The organism is Microcoleus sp. Pol1C5 (assembly GCF_036701115.1).
Lineage (GTDB): Bacteria > Cyanobacteriota > Cyanobacteriia > Cyanobacteriales > Microcoleaceae > Microcoleus.
In genome coordinates this window covers 1-17,195 of record NZ_JAUBQE010000084.1, presented here as the reverse complement: position 1 = coordinate 17,195, position 17,195 = coordinate 1, and the positions used below count along the sequence as shown (strand labels likewise).

Genomic DNA, 17,195 nt, shown 5'->3' with positions numbered 1-17,195 from the left:
CGCCATTTTTATCAACGGGGGATGAAGGCTCTCGCCCAGATTCTATCTAGCTCCTGACCGCCTTGTCACCCCCCCAGCTCTCACAATCAAGTTTTCAGCATTTGTATGTGCCTCGCATAGGTACAAATCACTGCAAACCCACCCCTAGTAAAGCTTTCAGGCATTAAAATTCACCCCTTCTCTCCCCCACCTATAGCCCACTACGGTTCAGTTAGTGCTAAAAAAACAGATGGTGCGTAGTGCGTAGGTTGGGCCCTTGGAACGAACCCTCCGTTTCACTCCGCCCAACATTTTCGCTACAATTTTCCTTAACTGAACCGTATTAGGTTATTAGTCATTAGTAATTGGTGGTTAGTCACCAAAAAACCCGGTTTCTCAAAGAAACCGGGTTTCTCAAGCGGTAAGGTGCGTGGCCCGGCGCAGCCTACAGCCTAAAGAGGTTCTGCGTCTAGGACCCAATTGCTGCTATTTTGCTGCTGGTAATTTCACCTTAGTAGCCAAACCTACTGCTTCCAAAAATTGAATTGTCATCCAAGTGAAGTCAATTTCCCACCTTTCCATCCCGTGACGCGCAGAGTATTGATAAGCATGGTGGTTGTTGTGCCAGCCTTCGCCGTAAGTCAAAAGCGCAACCCACCAACAGTTAGTAGAACTATCCTTTGTTTCGTAAGTGCGGTAGCCAAATTTGTGAGTGGCGCTGTTCACAAACCATGTGCAGTGATAAACGAAAACTAAGCGGACAAAAATTACCCAAACTACAAAAGGCCAGCCTGCTGCTAAGTAAAGCAAGACGCCAAAGGCGATTTGAATTGGCAGAAAGTAATTTTGCAAAAATTGATAAAACGGGTCGCTTGAAATGTCTTTTGTGCAGCGGGAAATTTCAGCGTGAGCTGGACCTTTATATAGCATCCAGCCGATGTGACTCCACCAAAAACCCTTTTGGGCATTGTGAGGGTCGAGCGCATTTTGGTCAGAGTGGGTGTGGTGCAATCGGTGCAGCCCAACCCAATCAATTATTCCTCCTTGACAGGCAAGGGCTCCGCAAAATGCTAGAAAGTATTCTACGAATTTTGGTGTCTGAAAACTGCGGTGGGTGAGCATACGATGCCATCCGAGAGTTATTCCCAAACCGCCGGTTATCCAGTGCATAAATACTGTTAAACCAACTGCTGTCCAATGGAAGTTACTGGGTAACAGGGCGAACAAAGCGCCGATATGAAGTCCTGCTAAACTAATAACGTGCTTCCAATTGTATTGGAGTTTTTCTTGCGTTGCTATTGTCATTCTTTTTTTGATTTCTGATGAGATGCCGACCGGGATTCACGCATAATAGTTTGGATTGAGCAGTGAACTTTTTTTGCTGCACACTTGCCCAAACTAATAAAGAATCAATGATAGATTTGGGATTAGGATTGAAAAAGATTTACGGTTGTATTTTGAAAATAAAAAATTTGGTGACCAAACAAAATTTTTTGTTCCCAATTATATTATAACTGATTCTGGTTTTGGTTGGGTCGATCGCACTAGAAGATGCGAGGTTACTTCAACCCAACCTGTATCCGATCGCAAAAAACAGGATTAGGCATTGGTCACCAGCCATTAGTCCAGAACTGATGACCTACAACCAATGACTAATTGCCGATCGCTATTTTTCTGCTAATTTCACTTTGGTTGCCAAACCCAGCGATTGCAGCAGTTGAATTGTCATCCAGGTGAAGTCGATTTCCCACCATTGAAGACCGTGGCGAGCCGAGTATTGAAAGGCGTGGTGGTTGTTGTGCCAGCCTTCGCCGTAGGTGAGCAGGGCAACCCACCAGCAGTTGGTCGATCGATCGCCCGACTCGTAGGTGCGGTAGCCGAATTTGTGGGTAGCGCTGTTAACCAGCCAAGTGCAGTGGAACACCACCACGATCCGCATAAACACGCCCCAAACCACGAAAGACCAGCCGCCTAATAAATAAAGCAACACACCGAAGACAACTTGGATGGGGATAAAATATGCTTGGAGAAACTTGTATACTGGGTCGTCGCCGATGTCTTTAGTAAAGCGGGGGATTTCAACTCTGATCGGAAGATCCGAGAGCATCCAACCCATGTGGCTCCACCAGAAGCCTTGATTGGAATCGTGCGGATCTGTTTCGGTGTCGGAATGTATGTGGTGTAACCGGTGCATTCCTACCCAGTCGATCGGGCCACCTTCACAGGAAAGGGTACCGCAAATAACTAGAAAATACTCTAGCCATTTCGGTGTTTGAAAACTGCGGTGGGTGACGAGGCGGTGATATCCGAGAGTAATTCCTAAACCACCTGTTACCCAATGCAGGAAGACTGCTAGCCCGACCGCAGACCAGCTAAAATTACCCGGCAGCAAAGCAAATAAAGCACCGATGTGCAGAAAGGCCATAAAGCCTACGACAGGCCAATCAGGAGAAGTTTTTTTGGAAGTTGCAATCGTCATGAATATATTATGTTTACAAACTAGGGGCCGCATCTACGCCATAATGAACAGCGCGCACGCAAAGGGTGAGCGAGGTATAGATGAATAGCGTTTCACGGCTACAGGAAGCAGAACAGGCACTCTTTCAGATTTTTTCTGGTATTGACACTACAGTCAAGCAAAATCTTCAACGAGTCTTAAAAGCTTTTCGCAGCCACCGGGTTGGAGTCCACCATTTTGCAGGGGTTACGGGTTACGGCCACGATGATTTGGGTCGGGAGACTTTGGACGGGGTGTTTGCCGAAGTGGTAGGGGCCCAGGCTGCGGCTGTCCGGGTACAGTTTGTTTCGGGTACTCACGCGATCGCCTGTGCTCTTTTTGGCATCCTGCGTCCTGGTGACGAAATGTTGGCAGTGGCTGGTTCTCCCTACGATACTTTAGAAGAAGTGATCGGCTTGCGGGGGCAAGGTCAAGGTTCACTGCTTGAGTTTGGCATTAGTTACCGTCAGTTGCCTCTAACTCGCGAAGGAAGTTTGGATTGGCAGGCATTGAGCTCTACTATTTCAGCAAAGACTCGCCTGGTTTTTATCCAGCGCTCTTGCGGCTATTCTTGGCGGTCGAGTTTGTCTATTTCTGAGATTGAAAAAATCGTCGCCATAGTCAAACATCAGAATCCTAACACAATTTGCTTTGTTGATAATTGTTACGGGGAGTTTGTGGATGATTGCGAACCTACTGCTGTGGGTGCGGATCTGATGGCTGGTTCTTTAATCAAAAATCCGGGGGGTACGATCGTCCCTGCTGGCGGTTACGTCGCCGGCCGGGCTGATTTGGTGGAGGCGGCAACTTGTCGCTTGACGGCGCCGGGAATCGGCAGCAGCGGCGGCGCAACTTTTGATTTGAATCGGCTGCTGTTTCAGGGTTTGTTTATGGCTCCCGGTTGTGTGGGAGAGGCGATGAAGGGCAACCATTTGACGGCTTATGTTTTTTATAAGTTGGGTTATCGAGTGAATCCTATGCCTTTGGCTAGAAGACGAGATGTGATTCAGGCGATCGAATTCGGTTCTGCTGATAAGTTAATTGCTTTTTGTCGGGCTGTTCAGCAAAATTCCCCCGTCGGTTCCTATTTAGATCCGGTGCCGGCTCCGATGCACGGGTATGAAAGTCAGTTGGTGATGGCTGGGGGTACTTTTATTGATGGGAGTACGTCGGAGTTTTCGGCTGACGGGCCTCTGCGGGAGCCTTACGTGGCTTTTTGTCAGGGGGGGACTCATTGGACTCATGTATCGATCGCTCTTGAGGATGCGATCGAGGCTGTGGGCCCAGCAAATAAAGTGACTAATCACTAATTACCAGACGCGGATTTGTGGCTAAACGGCCGTCTTCCATGTAGATAATTCGATCGGCAATATCGAGAATGCGGTTGTCGTGCGTGACTAGCAAAATCGTGCAACCTTGCTCTTTTGCTAGTCTTTGCATAATTTCTACAACATCTCGCCCGGATTTTTTGTCTAAAGCAGCGGTAGGTTCGTCCGCTAATACTATTTTAGGGCGGCTGACTAACGCCCGGGCGATCGCAACTCTTTGTTTTTGCCCTCCCGACAAATTTTCGGGGTAATAATTAGCCCGCTCTCCCAAACCCACTGCTTCTAACATAGCTATTGACAAAGCATCCATATTCTGATTTAGCATTTCTGTGTGCAGTTCCAAAGACATTCGCACGTTTTGCTTGGCGGTCAAGAATGTCATCAAGTTATGTGCTTGAAAAATATAGCCAATTTGCTTTCTAAGTTTAGTTAACTGAGTTTTGCTAGCTCCGTGTATTTCTTGCCCAAGAATTTTGAGACTCCCTTCTTGAGCAGAACGCAGCCCTCCTAACATTGTCAATAAAGTTGTTTTGCCGGAACCGGAGGGCCCCGTCATAATGACTATTTCTCCGGGGTTGATGTCGAGATTTATGTCAAATAAGGCTTGTTTTTTGAGAGAGCCTTGACCGAAGTAATGGTTGAGGTTTTGGACTGAAATTACGGTTTCGGTTGCGGTAGTTGGGTTAGCGGGAAAATTTAGGGTTTGCATGGTGATTTTTGGGAGTTTTTTTGACCGCAGATGCAGGCAGATTGACGTTGATGAACGCAGATTAGAAGATGTCTGCAGGGTCGGCTGATTGGAGTTTGCGGAGGGCGAGGGCGCCGGAACCGGTACACATCACGATCGTCAAACTTAACACTACAACCGCTCGATTTTTTGTCATACCAATTGGCAGTAAAGTGGCAGATTGTGCTAGCGAATACAGTCCGTTAGCTAAAACAATTCCCGGCATAAAACCTAATACAGCTAATAGCAGAGCTTCCTGAATTAATACTCCGACTAAATAGCGATCGCTATATCCCATTGCTTTTAAAGTCGCATATTCCGCTAAGTGATCGGAAACGTCCGAGTAAAGAATTTGGTAAACAATAATCAGACCAACAACGAATCCGATAATTGTACCGAATCCGAAAATAAAGCCGATTGGAGTAGCATTTGCCCAATAAGCTTTTTCAATTTCTGCAAATTCTGCTAGGGTTAAAACTTTGACATCATCGGGCAATATAGCTTTGATCATTGACTGGGTTTTGTTAATATCGGCATCGGGTTGTAGGTTGATTAAGCCGACATCAACTCGATCGGGTGTGCGATCGGGAAATAAGTTCATGAATGTAGAATCGCTGGCAATGACATTGCCGTCAGCCACGAAGGAAGTACCGAGAGTAAAGACTCCTCCTACTTGAACATTGCGTTTATTGAGTTCAGTTTCGAGGGTAGATTGTTTGTGAAAAATATTTGCAATCTCGCCGTATTCAGGTCGAGAGGATTGATCAAATAACACATGATTAAACATTTGAATTTGATGCAAATTTTGATTGACATCAGGCAGATTAAATGTTATGTTTCCGGGGTCGATGCCAAAAATTAAAATCGATCGAGTAGTGCGGGTTGTGGGATTTCGCCACTCTCCCATACCAATATATAAGGAAGTGACTGATTTTACTCCTTCCACTCCTTGTGCTTGGTAAAGTCGCTCTCGGTTGAAATCTTTTACCGCAGCAAAAGTTTCAAATTGAGGATTGATTAAAACTAAATCTGTCTGTAAACTTTGGTGGGGCTTAACTGCAGAATCGAATAGTGCATCTTGAAATCCCAGTTGCACAAAAATCAAAATATCTGCAAAGGCAATTCCTGCTATAGCAACAGCGAGGCGGGTTTTTTCTCTAGTTACTTGCAACCATGCAAGGGGTGTTTTGCGAAACATAATTTTTGGGAATTGGGAATTGGGAATTGGGAATTTATTATTGGTTATTTAAAGCTGTTTCTTCAAGTTTGCGTTGCCGCATTAGGAGAAATAAAGGCAAACCCAGGGAAACACCTACCAGTAAGTTAGTGACAATATAAATCCACAAGTTTTTCATTTTCAGACGCGAACCTTCGCTAAATACAAAAAACAAAAAAACCACGGACGAGACGATTACATCCATGCCAAAAAAGCCGGAAATTTGATTTGCAAACAATTGTCCGAAGAAAGCGTTAATATTCAACCCTTTTTCTAAGAGAAACGGGACAAACTGGGAATACGGTAAAGCAGTACCCAGAATACAGAGAACTAAGTATGCAATTTGAAGCATTGGGAAACCTCCTGTTTGTTAATCTTAAATCGCTATATTTGCGAGTTTACTCAGCATTACTGAGCGCTTTAATATCAGATTGCATAATTAAGTTAATGTTGCGAGAAATCTTGTCAATTTCCCAATCCCACCACCGAATTTCTAATAGTTGTGCAACTTCAGCATCGCTGAAACGCTGTCTGATTGAATGTGCAGGGTTTCCACCGACAACGGTGTAAGCGGGAACATCTTTTACTACAACTGTTTTGGCGGCCACGATTGCACCGTCGCCGATTTTGACTCCCGGCATAATCACCGATTCATAGCCGATCCAAACGTCATTGCCGATCGCAGTATCGCCTTTACTTGGCAGTTCGATTAATAGATTCATGGCTGTTTCCCAACCATTCCCAAAGACAGGAAAAGGATAGGTAGAAATGCCGTCTAATTTGTGGTTTGCACCGTTCATAATGAATTTGACGTTAGTGGCGATCGCACAAAATTTACCAATAATTAATTTGTCACTGCCGTAATTGTAAAGTACGTTTCTCTCGAAGTTTTCTGGCTCGATTGGATCGTCATAATATGAGTAATCGCCGACGATAATATTGGGGGATTTTATGAAGTTTTTGATAAAGCAAACCCTGCGCTGGTCTGCCATCGGATAAGGTCGGTTCGGGTCGGGGCCAAATTCTGCCATAACTTTCAATCCTCCAAGGTTTTTAGTAAAGACTTTAGTTTTGTTCAATTGCTACTTGTACCTGCAAATTGGTCAAGCCCGCAACTTGTTTGCTAGCTTGAGGATTCAGGTAAATTTTTACTTCTACTACTCGGCTATCTAAGTTTTCTCCTGGTTGGTTACTAAACACATTTTGTTTACTTACTTTTAACGCAATCTCTTTGACAGTTCCCTGCAACTCTCCTGAGAATGCTTGGCTAATAACCGCTGCTTTTTGTCCTAGCTTAATTTTGCTGATGTCGGTTTGATAAATTTCCGCAACGACTACCATTTGGTCAGTTTTTCCTAAGTCAGCAATACCGTCATCGCTAATTTTTTCACCAGCACGAGTATGAATTTTCAGGATTTTTCCAGCGTTGGGCGCGCGGATGGAAGCTTGATTTAACTCGGTTTGGGCGCGCTTTACTTGGGCGATCGCACTTTCGATCTCAGCTTCGGCTGCTTGCACATCCACGGGGCGCACTTCGGCTATTTTGTCAAGAGTTGATTTCGCTTCTTCTAGTTGTGCGATGCCAGTTCCTTGAATGCGTTTGAGTGTTGATTGAGCTTCGTTAAGCTGCTGGATTGATGTACTGTTAATGCGAGTTAGGTTTGCTTCTGCTTCGTTAATTTGCTGTTTGGCTGTATTGTTAATGCGATCGAGGTTTGCTTGTGCTTCTTCAAGTTGCTGCTTTGCCGTATTATTAATTCGGCTGAGATTAGCTTGTGCTTCTTTAATTAGCTGGCGACTTGTTTCTAAGGCCAGCCGCTTAGTATCTCTTACGGATTTAGAAACTGCACCTTCACCCGCGAGTTGCTGATGTCGGAAATCTTCAGCTTTAGCATTATTAAACTCGGCTTGCAATTTGTCTATAGCTGCTATTTGTGCAGTTTTTTCTCCTTGCCATTGTGCCGCTATTCGGCTAATTGTTGCCTGTTGTGCTTTCCTCTCCCCTTGCCACTGGGCCGTGATTCTGCTGATAGTTGCCTGCTGTGCGGTTCTGTCGCCTTGCCATTGTGCTTGCAGGCGATCGACAGTTGCTTGTTGTGCAGTTTTGTTGCCTTGTAGTTCCGCTTCTAGCTTGCCAATTGTGGCAGATTGTGCGGCAAGTTCTCCCGACTTGGCACCAGCTTTTACTTGTGCTAAACGGGATCGAGCAACTTTGACTTTCTCTTGAGCTTCATCTAAAACAGATTGCAGGCGATCGCGCGCATCCAAAATCGCGATTAGTTGTCCTGCTTTGACTCGATCGCCCTCTTTGACTAAAAGCTGGGAAATGCGATCGCCATCTAAAGTCTGCGATACTCCCAAGCGAACCACTTCTCCTTGCGGTTCCAATCTTCCCAATGCTGTTATTTTCCTCACTGGCGGTATTTCCGCACGCAAAGGTTCCGTATTTTGAGCCAACGGTACAAACTTAGAAATCCCGTAAAAAGCTGTACCGCTGGTAATGATGCTGGCAGCAATTGCCATTCCGATTACTAATTTATTTTTAGGTTCTATCCAAGATTGAAAATTCATACTTGTCCTCTACTTGCAGCTATTTTTTTCTAAATAAGCGAGCAACATCTCTTTTAATAAAGTCCATTGTTCTGCAACAGATATTCTTTCACCTTGATAAAACCTTCTTACCAGCAAACCGTCAGCATAACAGATGATAAATCTAGCGATTGCTGGCTCGGAGATACCTAAGTAGCAACTGACTGCCTCTTCGTAACGCTTTCCCGATTCCTGAAGTGCTTGATTGCCGTCAATCTCTTGACGAGTTTTTTGTTGGCAAAACTCAAATGTCATTAACAGACTTTTAAGGATGTAATCTTCATTTTTGCTGAAGTAATCCATCAGTTTTTCAACTTTTTCTGCTAAAGTTGGCGGATTTCCCAGTTCGGAAATTGCTTCTTCTTTTGTATCTTCATAGCTCAAGTATTCAATTAACTGCTCGAACAAACTTTCTTTACTCGGGAAGTAGTGATAAAGGGTTCCTGTAGAAACTCCAATTTCTGACCCAATTTCCCGCATAGTTACTGATGAGTAACCTTTTTCGGCAAATATGTCAAAGCATTTTTTTAGTAGTTCTTTACGGTATCGATCGCGGTCAACTATTTTTGGCATGGGTGAATAGATTTTAGATTTTAGATTATCTAAAGTCTAAAATTTATTGGTCTGATAATTCTATATCGAACGTTAGATATAGTATAAATCACTACAAAATTGATTTTTTGGGTCAGCGGGTAGGGTCGATCTATATCGAACAATCGTTATATTTACTACAACACAGAGTCGTAGAGTTTGTCAAGGGGTAGGGAAGAATTTTTTAGCCGATCGCCCTGCCAGAAATGAGACAAAATGGTAAAAGCCAACATCCATCCGCGTTCGGAGGCGGTTAAAAATCCCAAATTAATATTAAAGAAGCGATCGCAGTGAAATAATTTATGAGAGTACGAACCTACAAAATCGGTGATACCTAACAAATTGTAAAACTGTTTTACGACACCGTACCATTGGAAGATGCGATCGCCAAATACAGAGGCGTGGAACCCCCTTCTACTCTGGTGAAAATGGCCCGCGGCTTGGGAATTTGCCTGGGAGATTAACACAGAAGTTACCCAACTTGTACCTTAAAAAAGGTTCGTAGTTGCGCTTGGGCACTCCGGAGTACCCAAGCGCAACTACAAACCTACTTTTCTAGCAATTACCGCAGCAGCAATGAGGCGATTGCCTTCACTAATTCCTGGCATTCGTCCGCAGTTAACAAGTCATCAGAATTACGAACCAGACAGTTATAAATATAATGCGCCGCTTGAATTTGCTCCGGCACTTTGTAGCCTTCCCAAACTTCCTTATTGGGAATAATAAACAGCAAACTTGCCAGCATCTTTTTTTGAAGGATTAGAGAATTAGAGTGAGATTCAAACAGCACCTCGGTTGAACCCGATAAAAAGCGGCGGATCTCAAACCCCGTCGAATTTATTTCCTGCTTTAAAGCTTGTAAAAAAAATATATTGATAAACCGTAATTAAGCTATAATTTTCTAAGAGAGTCTCAGCGAGTTGCTCTTGAAAAAAATCGATATCTTCACTTTGACAGCACAGCATATCTGGCAAAGGCAAAGCCAAAACTTCGGGATGATTGACTCGACCCCAAATGTGGGTGAGAACGTGGTCTCTACTTAAAGTCCGAAAGTCCATACTTTTAGAGCCGGCAGTTAGCTTCTGAAAAAAAAAGGAAAGATTCAATGATTTTCACCATAACAGAGTAATTTCCCCCACACCTTCCCCTTCCACTTCTTTTAAATTACTTGTAGCTCATTTAGCAGAGTCGGGAAATCACCCGATCGGATTATCTTTGAGAGTGAGGGCGATCGAGGCACACAATCTAATTAACAGCGGAGACTATTTATGAGAATACGAACCTACGAAATCGGTGATACGCAACAAATTGTAAAACTTTTTTACGACACGGTACACGAAGTAAACATCCGCGATTACACACAAGCACAAGTAGATGCTTGGGCACCAGCAGATATGGATATCGAAAGTTGGACTAAAAGTTTAAGCAGTAAATTTACTTTCGTAGCAGAAGAGGGCGATCAAATTGCAGGTTTTGGGGAATTAGAAGCAAGCGGCCATATCGATCGCTTTTACTGTCATCAAGATTTTCAAAGGCAAGGAGTTGGCAGGCTAATTTTAAAACAAATTGAGTCAAAAGCCCAAGACTTAGGAATTAACAAGTTATTTACCGAAGCCAGCATTACAGCTCGACCTTTTTTTGAAAGCCAGGGATTTATGGTGATTAGAAAACAAGAAGTAGAACGGCGAGGACAACAATTCATCAACTTTGTCATGGAAAAAAAGATATAAACAACGATTTGTGTAAAATTAGATCCAAGTGTTTTACTGAGGAGTTGCGATGGTGACGGAAGCTACAAATGTGCTGGGCGGAAAGTTAGAGACTTGCTGCACTTCGCCCATGACAGGATATTATCGGGACGGCAAATGCAATACAGGTGGTGGCGACTTTGGGGCTCACACTGTTTGTGCTCAACTGACAGAAGAGTTTTTGCAATTCACTAAATCGAATGGAAATGATTTGAGCACTCCGGTTCCCGAATTTAATTTCCCCGGTTTGAAGCCGGGAGATTGCTGGTGTTTGTGCGCTTCTCGCTGGAAGGAAGCAATGGATGCAGGAGTTGCGCCGCCTGTGGTTTTGGCTGCGACTCACGCCTTGACTTTGGAATACGTTTCTTTGGATGAATTGAAGCAGCACGCTGCTGATTTGTAGGAGGATGTTGGTGTGCGATCGCTTTTAGTCAATAAGGGCGATCGGATTTTTCTGATGAATAGCAAATTTATCCTTCGTAACTCTAATATTTAAGTGCGATCGGGCGTCACTGTAAAGTTTTATGGTTGAGTTTGTGGTTCCCACTTACAGATAGACTCTGGTTTGAGAGGGCAAGTTTTGGGAGCGATCGGATTTTCGCTGAGGTAGATCTCAGTCAGTTTAGTCAAAGATTCGAGCGGTTTGATGTCGCTGATTTGATTGTTTTCGAGTGAGAGTAAAGTCAGCTTAGTCAAGGATGCTAGCGGTTTGATATCAACGATTTGATTGTTGTTGAGCCAGAGAATCTCCACTTTAGTCAAGAATTCTAGCGGTTTAAGGTCAGCGATCTCATTCTTGTTAAGTGATAGCCCTCCCAGGTTAGTCAAGGATGCTAGCGGTTGGATATCACCGATTTGATTCGAGCTGAGGTTAATCCCTTCTAGGTTAGTCAAGGATGCTAGTGATTTGATGTCACTAATCTGATTGCTGCTGAGGTCGAGAAAAGTCAGTTTAATCAAAGATGCTAGCGGTTTGATGTCACTAATTTGATTGCCCGCGAGATCGATCCCTTCCAGGTTAGTCAAAGATGCTAGTGGCTTGATGTCGTCAATCTGATTGCTGCGGAGGAAAAGTCCTTTCAGGTTAGTCAAGGATGCTAGCGGTGTGATGTCACTAATTTGATTTTCGATGAGGACGATTTCAGTCAGGTTAGTCAAGGATGCTAGCGGTTTGATGTCGCGGATCTGATTGTTCCCGATGTTGAGCACTTTCAGGTTAACCAAGGATGCTAGCGGTTTGATGTCAACGATCTGATTGCTGCTGAGGTTGAGCAAAGTCAGGTTAGTTAAGGATGCTAGCGGTGTGATGTCGCTGATAGAACAGTTGATGAGCCGGAGAGTCTTCAGGTTAGTTAAGGATGCTAGCGGTGTGATGTCGCTGATTCCTTGCTTCGTAAAGCTAATTCCTGTGATACTAGAAAGTTGGCGATCGCCCTCATCGCACTCAGTAGTTCCTGCTATTTTTAACAGCATATCAACAGTATGTTTAGCTTCTGGACTCAAAGAATCTTTTTCGCGACACCATTGAGCAAATGTTTTGTTTCCCGATCGCGTTTCTGCGGCCTTGGCAGATAGTCCATTTCCCGATAATGCTACGATCGCACAACCAGTAAGTGCGATCGACTTTGGTAACTTCATGTGTTTGTGTGCAACTATGAGTGCCATCATCTTGTACCTCTAATTTCCACAACTGCAAAGTTTGAGCATTTAATTTCAGGGTTCCCACTTACAGATAGACTCTGGTTTGAGAGGGCAAGTTTTGGGAGCGATCGGATTTCCCTTGAGGTCGAGAATGCTCAGGTTACTCAAAGATTCCAAGGGTTGGATGTCGCTGATTTTATTGTTGCTGAGGCTGAGAAAAGTCAGGTTAGTCAAGGATTCGAGCGGTTTGATGTCGCCCACAAGATTTGTATCGAGGCTGAGAAAAGTCAGGTTAGTCAAGGATTCGAGCGGTTTAATGTCGCTGATTTTATTGTTGCTGAGGACGAGAAGGCTCAGGTTAGTCAAGGATTCGAGCGGTTTAATGTCGCCCACAAGATTTCCGCTGAGGACAAGAAAAGTCAGGTTAGTCAAGGATTCGAGCGGTTTAATGTCGCTGATTTTATTGTCGCTGAGGTCGAGTGCAGTCAGGTTAGTCAAGGATTCGAGCGGTTTAATGTCGCTGATTTTATTGCCTTTGAGATCGAGTTGAGGCACGTTAGTCAAAGATTGTAAGGGTTTGATGTCGCTGATTTTATTGTTGTGGAGGGAGAGCGCAGTCAGGTTAGTCAAAGATTGTAAGGGTTTGATGTCGCCCAGAAGATTGTTGTCGAGTTCGAGATCTGTCAGGCTAGTCAAGGATTCTAGCGGTTTGATGTCGCTGATTTGATTGTTTCCGAGCGCGATCGTAGTTAGGTTAGTCAAGGATTGCAAAGGTTTGATGTCGCTGATTTGATTGTTTCCTAGCGTGAGCCAATTCAGGTTAGTCAAGGATTGCAAAGGTTTGAGGTCGCTGATTTGATTATCGCTGAGGGAGAGACGATTCAGGTTAGTCAAAGATTGTAAGGGTTTGAGGTCGCTGATTTTATTGTTGGAGAGGAAGAGTTCTGTGAGACTCGAAAGTTTCCGATCGGCTGCATCGCACTCAGTAGTCTCAGCTTTCTGCAGCAGAACCTCAACTGTATGTTTAGCTTCAGGACTCAAATCAGCTTTTTGGCGACACCAATCGGCAAATGTTCGTCCGTTGTTTCCCGATCGCACTTCTGCGGCCTTGGCAGAGAGTCCACTTCCAGATAATGCTAGAAGCACACAACAAGTAAGTGCGATCGACTTTTGTAAATTCCTGTGTTTCTGTGCAACTATGAGTGTCATAATCTTCTACCTCTCATTTGCCCAACTGTATAAAACAAAGACACTGCCTTAGTGTGTCCCTGCAAAACATCTATTACAAACTCTCTGAATCAGCTCACTCAGGCAACTTATACTAATTTTTAGGTGCGTCCTTTTGCCTGATATTCTGTGCCGAGCGAGGATATTTCCCCGCTGGGCAGCCTACGCAACTAATTAATATCAACTCTCACCAAATCTGCCACAACTTTCTCCAATCCAGCTATCACCTTCGCTGTCCGTTCCCAATCAACCTTATCGGGTGTATCTTGCGCCGTGTGATAGTAAGGATAGCGATAGGGAGCAGTATCTGTCACCATCACCCCTGGATAACCATGTTGCCAAAAAGACCATTGATCTGACCAACCAACACCAGGAATGGCACCCGGAATTGCTGCACCTTCCGAGGGAAATTCAGCATGGCGGCGGAAAGATGCGATCGCCTCTCTAACCAGTTTACTGGAGGATGTATTGCCAATAAATCCGATAAAGTTTCCCGATGTAGGATAAAAAAGGTTTAATGGTGCTGGATATTTCTGACTGTTTTTGGCATCTGAGTAATAACCAATTGTTTCTAAACTGAGCATCGAAACAATTTTTTCATTACGCTCTCTGCATCTTTTCGCATAAACCAAACTCCCCATATCAGCAGTCCAGAAAAAAGGCGGTTCCTCATTCACAAATTCAACAAAACGCACAGTCTTTTCCGGCTTTTTATCCGCAAACATTCTAGCTAAAGCCAGAACTCCCGCCGCCCCAGTTGCGTTATCATTTGCCCCTGGACTCCCCACCACAGAATCATAATGTGCCCCAATTACAACTATTTCATCTGCCTTTTTTCCACCTGGAATCTCCACTTCTATGTTATAATAAAATTTATCCTCAATTTTATATCCTTGGCGTTCAACTTTATAGCCAGCAGCTTGAAAAGATGCTTCGAGAAAGTCAGCAGCTTCTCCAAGTTTTTGATATTGTATAAAGTTGCGCTCTCCGATGTCACCAGAGAGCTTTTCCACATCGCGCTGTAAAGCATCTCGGAGCGAGATTTCCTGTGCTGTTAAAGGGGGAATTGTTCCGCTGTAGCTTTTCCCTGGCATTGCAATCATACTCAACCATATCCCACTAATCAGACTAATTAAAATCGTACTAAGGATAGCCAGTCTAGTTAACGTTCTGCGATTCCATAATTCTATTTTTCCCAATAGCATTTATTTTTTATCTTTTGCTATGCTTCAGTAGTAGGGTGCGTCAGTTAGCGTTATTTTTTCAATAATCCAACAACTTTTGACTGACGCACCCTACAAGTTTACACATCTGGTAACTTATACTGCCCCACAATCCGCTTAGCATATTCCGGCACATGAGCCTCTAATTTCTCAGGATAATTGCGCTTCACGTACAGATAATTGCGAGTGAAATGAGAATCAATTGAAAACCGAGCATATTCCAAGCCCTTTGGCCCAATTCTCTCAATAAAAACTCCCATTAACTTCGCCGCCCACATCGGCAATGTCACTCCTTTCTCATAAGCCGGAATGCTTTGCTGAACGGCTTCTTTTCGGTTTCCCTTAGACATTACGGGCTGAGTATTTAACTGATCCGTTACCAAATCTAACATTTCTTGCCCGGTGTCATTTCGCACTACAATCCACTGCCAACCAAAAGGTGCGCCCATGTAGCCCACAACTAAATCTGCTAAAGAATTCACATAATCAAAACAGCTCAAACAAGAAGGAGCAAAAACATCTTTCAATTCCTTAGTATTCAAGCCAAAAAACGGCACTTTTTCTTCCGAACCGTCTTCGTGTTTGAAGTGAACGTTAAAGTCTTGCATAAACTCATAAGATACAACCGTTTCGGGAGAACGGCTAGTCGTATCTAGGAATTTTTGCAAGCCTGCACGGCTGACATTATCTACACAGGGAGTTCCCAAAACGTAGAGCTTTTCTAAACCGAGTTTTTTCTCGACTGTTCGCAAAGCTTGAATTTGACAGCCGACGCCAATTACTAACAGCCGCTTCATCCCAGATTTTTCTATTTGTTCTAATACTGAAAGGTTGGGAGATAAAGTGGGTTTGTTGACTTTTGCTGCCAGAATTTCTTCGCGGTTTCTAGCAATAATCGGCATCGGCTGAAAGCGGTCTTCTTTAGTATTTTGGACGCAAACAACGCCTTCTACAATTCCTTTTTCGAGCATTTCAATGGCAATTGTGCTGACAATTCCCGTCCACTGAGCGCCCTCGATCGGCTCTTTTTTCCGAGCCGCCATCATATTTTGACTGACTCCGAAATACCAATCGTCGGGATTGTCGAGATTGCGCGATCGCCCGTGAATCTCTTCTTCTAATTCCGCGATATGCTGTGTTAAGAAAGCACAAGATTCCTTGACATAATGAATGTAATATGTATCGCACAAACCGCACTCGCTGCAAAGTTCTTTAGCGGGGCGGCGGCTACCCGGTTTGAGGGCTTTGGATTTTTGGTGTTTAGTAGAATCTGTTGCGGTCATCTAAATTGCTAATTTTATCGAGATATGGCTTTTGTTAGGATATCACAGCAATTTCCGCTGATTTACCTCTTTTATTCTTTCTTTCAGTCCCGGCAGGCGGACGCAAGCTTGTGCGGAAGCAAATTCGGTTCGCCCGAAATTGACGGTTTTCAAAGCTTAAAAAATATTAGTCAGGACTTACCTAGGTTGCGCTAGAAACCCAGTTTCTGGCTGAATACCTCACTGTTAAACCTAAGATTTATGGTAAAAACCGGGTTTCTGTGTGTAGTGTTGGTAAAAAAAATCGGTTTCAGAGCAGCGCAGTGCATCCAGGAGTGTTGGTGTAAGTCCTATTAGTATCAATCCGGATCGAGCAGGCGATCGCACGAATACATTGCCAAATAAAGCTATAAAAAAATGGTAAAAATATTTGTGACAACAGCCCTCGCTGGCATCATGATGAATCTCGCAATTTCGAGCTTAGGATTTGCTGCTTTAGTTCGTCCTGTTCCCGCTATGAATCAAACTGTTGCGACTCTAGAAAGAATGCTCAGTGCGACACAAAAGCCGGCGGCGCTGAACTATTCGCGCCTGGGGATTGGCGGCGTTCGGTTGGGGATGGCTGTAGAAGAGGCAAAACGCAAGTTGGGAAAACCGCAGCGCGACGAAACTAAACCTGCTGGACCTGGCATCGGCGGCAAGATTCGCACGCTAACCTACTCAGGATTGACGGTAGCTGCATGGGAGGGCAAAGTTTATTTGATTTCTGCTACCAAGCCCAAGTTCGTGACAATTGATGGTGTGAAGGTAGGAGATAACAGCCAAAAAGTTGTTAAAACTTACGGTTATGGGTCGCAATCTGTTCAGGGTGGAGCGACTCGGTTGACTTACAGCAATGACCAAAAGGCTTCTAATTTGATTTTGGAAATTAAGGGCGATCGCGTGCAAAAGATTATTGTCGGCACGCAGTTAAACTGAAATATTAGACAAGAGTACAAAAGTCCCCGTTCACAAGTTTGTACTAAGGAATTTAGTCCTTATTTATGAGTTTTTTTAGCTCTTCGGTGAGTTGACAGGAGGGCTTTTTCCTAATAGACATCTCCGAAAAATAAAATAAAGAGTAGGAAGAGATGGTAAAATATCTTTTTTTCGGGACTGAACATGAGT

General features: G+C 44.0%; 19 protein-coding genes. 4 read left to right on the top strand and 15 right to left on the bottom strand.

Annotated elements, in window-relative coordinates:
- Positions 1–465 precede the first annotated feature (465 nt).
- Entirely contained in the window at positions 466–1,284 is an 819-nt protein-coding gene (locus QUA23_RS29065; protein ID WP_333079315.1) for a fatty acid desaturase, read from the bottom strand.
- A gap of 361 nt (positions 1,285–1,645) precedes the next feature.
- Positions 1,646–2,458 (bottom strand): acyl-CoA desaturase, encoded by an 813-nt coding sequence (locus QUA23_RS29060; protein ID WP_333079314.1) that lies wholly within the window; start codon positions 2,456–2,458, stop codon positions 1,646–1,648.
- 80 nt (positions 2,459–2,538) lie between these two features.
- On the opposite strand from QUA23_RS29060, the gene QUA23_RS29055 reads away from it, so the two are divergent.
- A complete protein-coding gene (locus QUA23_RS29055; protein WP_333079313.1) occupies positions 2,539–3,786 on the top strand; it encodes a methionine gamma-lyase family protein in 1,248 nt (415 codons plus the stop codon).
- On the opposite strand, the gene QUA23_RS29050 is transcribed toward QUA23_RS29055, so the two are convergent.
- The 9 genes from QUA23_RS29050 to QUA23_RS29010 all read right to left on the bottom strand — a co-directional run bounded on the left by QUA23_RS29050 (position 3,776) and on the right by QUA23_RS29010 (position 9,985).
- Positions 3,776–4,513 (bottom strand): DevA family ABC transporter ATP-binding protein, encoded by a 738-nt coding sequence (locus QUA23_RS29050; RefSeq protein WP_333079312.1) that lies wholly within the window; start codon positions 4,511–4,513, stop codon positions 3,776–3,778. The two genes, QUA23_RS29055 and QUA23_RS29050, sit on opposite strands and share 11 nt — an antisense overlap.
- A gap of 61 nt (positions 4,514–4,574) precedes the next feature.
- Entirely contained in the window at positions 4,575–5,729 is a 1,155-nt protein-coding gene (devC, locus tag QUA23_RS29045) for an ABC transporter permease DevC (protein WP_333079311.1), read from the bottom strand.
- Between the two features lie 37 nt (positions 5,730–5,766).
- Positions 5,767–6,099, bottom strand: a complete 333-nt coding sequence (locus QUA23_RS29040) for a DUF2834 domain-containing protein (protein WP_333079309.1) — start codon at positions 6,097–6,099, stop codon at positions 5,767–5,769.
- Between the two features lie 46 nt (positions 6,100–6,145).
- Positions 6,146–6,778 carry a Vat family streptogramin A O-acetyltransferase gene (locus tag QUA23_RS29035; RefSeq protein ID WP_333079307.1) on the bottom strand — a complete coding sequence of 211 codons (633 nt, stop codon included), beginning with the start codon at positions 6,776–6,778 and terminating at the stop codon, positions 6,146–6,148.
- A 34-nt stretch (positions 6,779–6,812) separates the two neighbouring features.
- Complete coding sequence (locus QUA23_RS29030) at positions 6,813–8,318, bottom strand: HlyD family efflux transporter periplasmic adaptor subunit (RefSeq protein ID WP_333079305.1); 1,506 nt, start codon at positions 8,316–8,318, stop codon at positions 6,813–6,815.
- Between the two features lie 9 nt (positions 8,319–8,327).
- Positions 8,328–8,909 (bottom strand): TetR/AcrR family transcriptional regulator, encoded by a 582-nt coding sequence (locus QUA23_RS29025; protein WP_333079304.1) that lies wholly within the window; start codon positions 8,907–8,909, stop codon positions 8,328–8,330.
- A 155-nt stretch (positions 8,910–9,064) separates the two neighbouring features.
- The gene (locus QUA23_RS29020; protein WP_333079303.1) at positions 9,065–9,394 is read right to left on the bottom strand and encodes a hypothetical protein; all 330 of its coding nucleotides are present in this window, start codon (positions 9,392–9,394) and stop codon (positions 9,065–9,067) included.
- Between the two features lie 95 nt (positions 9,395–9,489).
- A complete protein-coding gene (locus QUA23_RS29015; RefSeq protein ID WP_333079301.1) occupies positions 9,490–9,672 on the bottom strand; it encodes a hypothetical protein in 183 nt (60 codons plus the stop codon).
- Positions 9,673–9,748: 76 nt separating this feature from the next.
- Positions 9,749–9,985: a hypothetical protein gene (locus QUA23_RS29010; RefSeq protein WP_333079300.1), complete on the bottom strand. Its 237-nt coding sequence runs from the start codon at positions 9,983–9,985 to the stop codon at positions 9,749–9,751.
- Between the two features lie 210 nt (positions 9,986–10,195).
- Here QUA23_RS29010 and QUA23_RS29005 point away from each other — a divergent pair, with 210 nt between their 5' ends.
- Both QUA23_RS29005 and QUA23_RS29000 read left to right on the top strand, forming a co-directional pair.
- Entirely contained in the window at positions 10,196–10,657 is a 462-nt protein-coding gene (locus QUA23_RS29005; protein WP_333079298.1) for a GNAT family N-acetyltransferase, read from the top strand.
- A 49-nt stretch (positions 10,658–10,706) separates the two neighbouring features.
- A complete protein-coding gene (locus QUA23_RS29000; protein WP_333041417.1) occupies positions 10,707–11,078 on the top strand; it encodes a DUF2237 domain-containing protein in 372 nt (123 codons plus the stop codon).
- 119 nt (positions 11,079–11,197) lie between these two features.
- Here QUA23_RS29000 and QUA23_RS28995 read toward each other — a convergent pair whose 3' ends face one another.
- The 4 genes from QUA23_RS28995 to QUA23_RS28980 all read right to left on the bottom strand — a co-directional run bounded on the left by QUA23_RS28995 (position 11,198) and on the right by QUA23_RS28980 (position 16,049).
- Entirely contained in the window at positions 11,198–12,343 is a 1,146-nt protein-coding gene (locus tag QUA23_RS28995) for a leucine-rich repeat domain-containing protein (RefSeq protein WP_333079297.1), read from the bottom strand.
- 45 nt (positions 12,344–12,388) lie between these two features.
- Entirely contained in the window at positions 12,389–13,525 is a 1,137-nt protein-coding gene (locus QUA23_RS28990) for a leucine-rich repeat protein (RefSeq protein WP_333079296.1), read from the bottom strand.
- Positions 13,526–13,713: 188 nt separating this feature from the next.
- Positions 13,714–14,748, bottom strand: coding sequence for a M28 family peptidase (locus tag QUA23_RS28985; protein WP_333079295.1), 1,035 nt, complete (start codon positions 14,746–14,748; stop codon positions 13,714–13,716).
- Between the two features lie 98 nt (positions 14,749–14,846).
- Positions 14,847–16,049 carry a Coenzyme F420 hydrogenase/dehydrogenase, beta subunit C-terminal domain gene (locus QUA23_RS28980; protein ID WP_333079294.1) on the bottom strand — a complete coding sequence of 401 codons (1,203 nt, stop codon included), beginning with the start codon at positions 16,047–16,049 and terminating at the stop codon, positions 14,847–14,849.
- Between the two features lie 396 nt (positions 16,050–16,445).
- Between QUA23_RS28980 and QUA23_RS28975 the strand changes: the two genes are divergently transcribed.
- The gene (locus QUA23_RS28975) at positions 16,446–17,006 is read left to right on the top strand and encodes a hypothetical protein (RefSeq protein WP_333079292.1); all 561 of its coding nucleotides are present in this window, start codon (positions 16,446–16,448) and stop codon (positions 17,004–17,006) included.
- Positions 17,007–17,195: the final 189 nt, after the last annotated feature.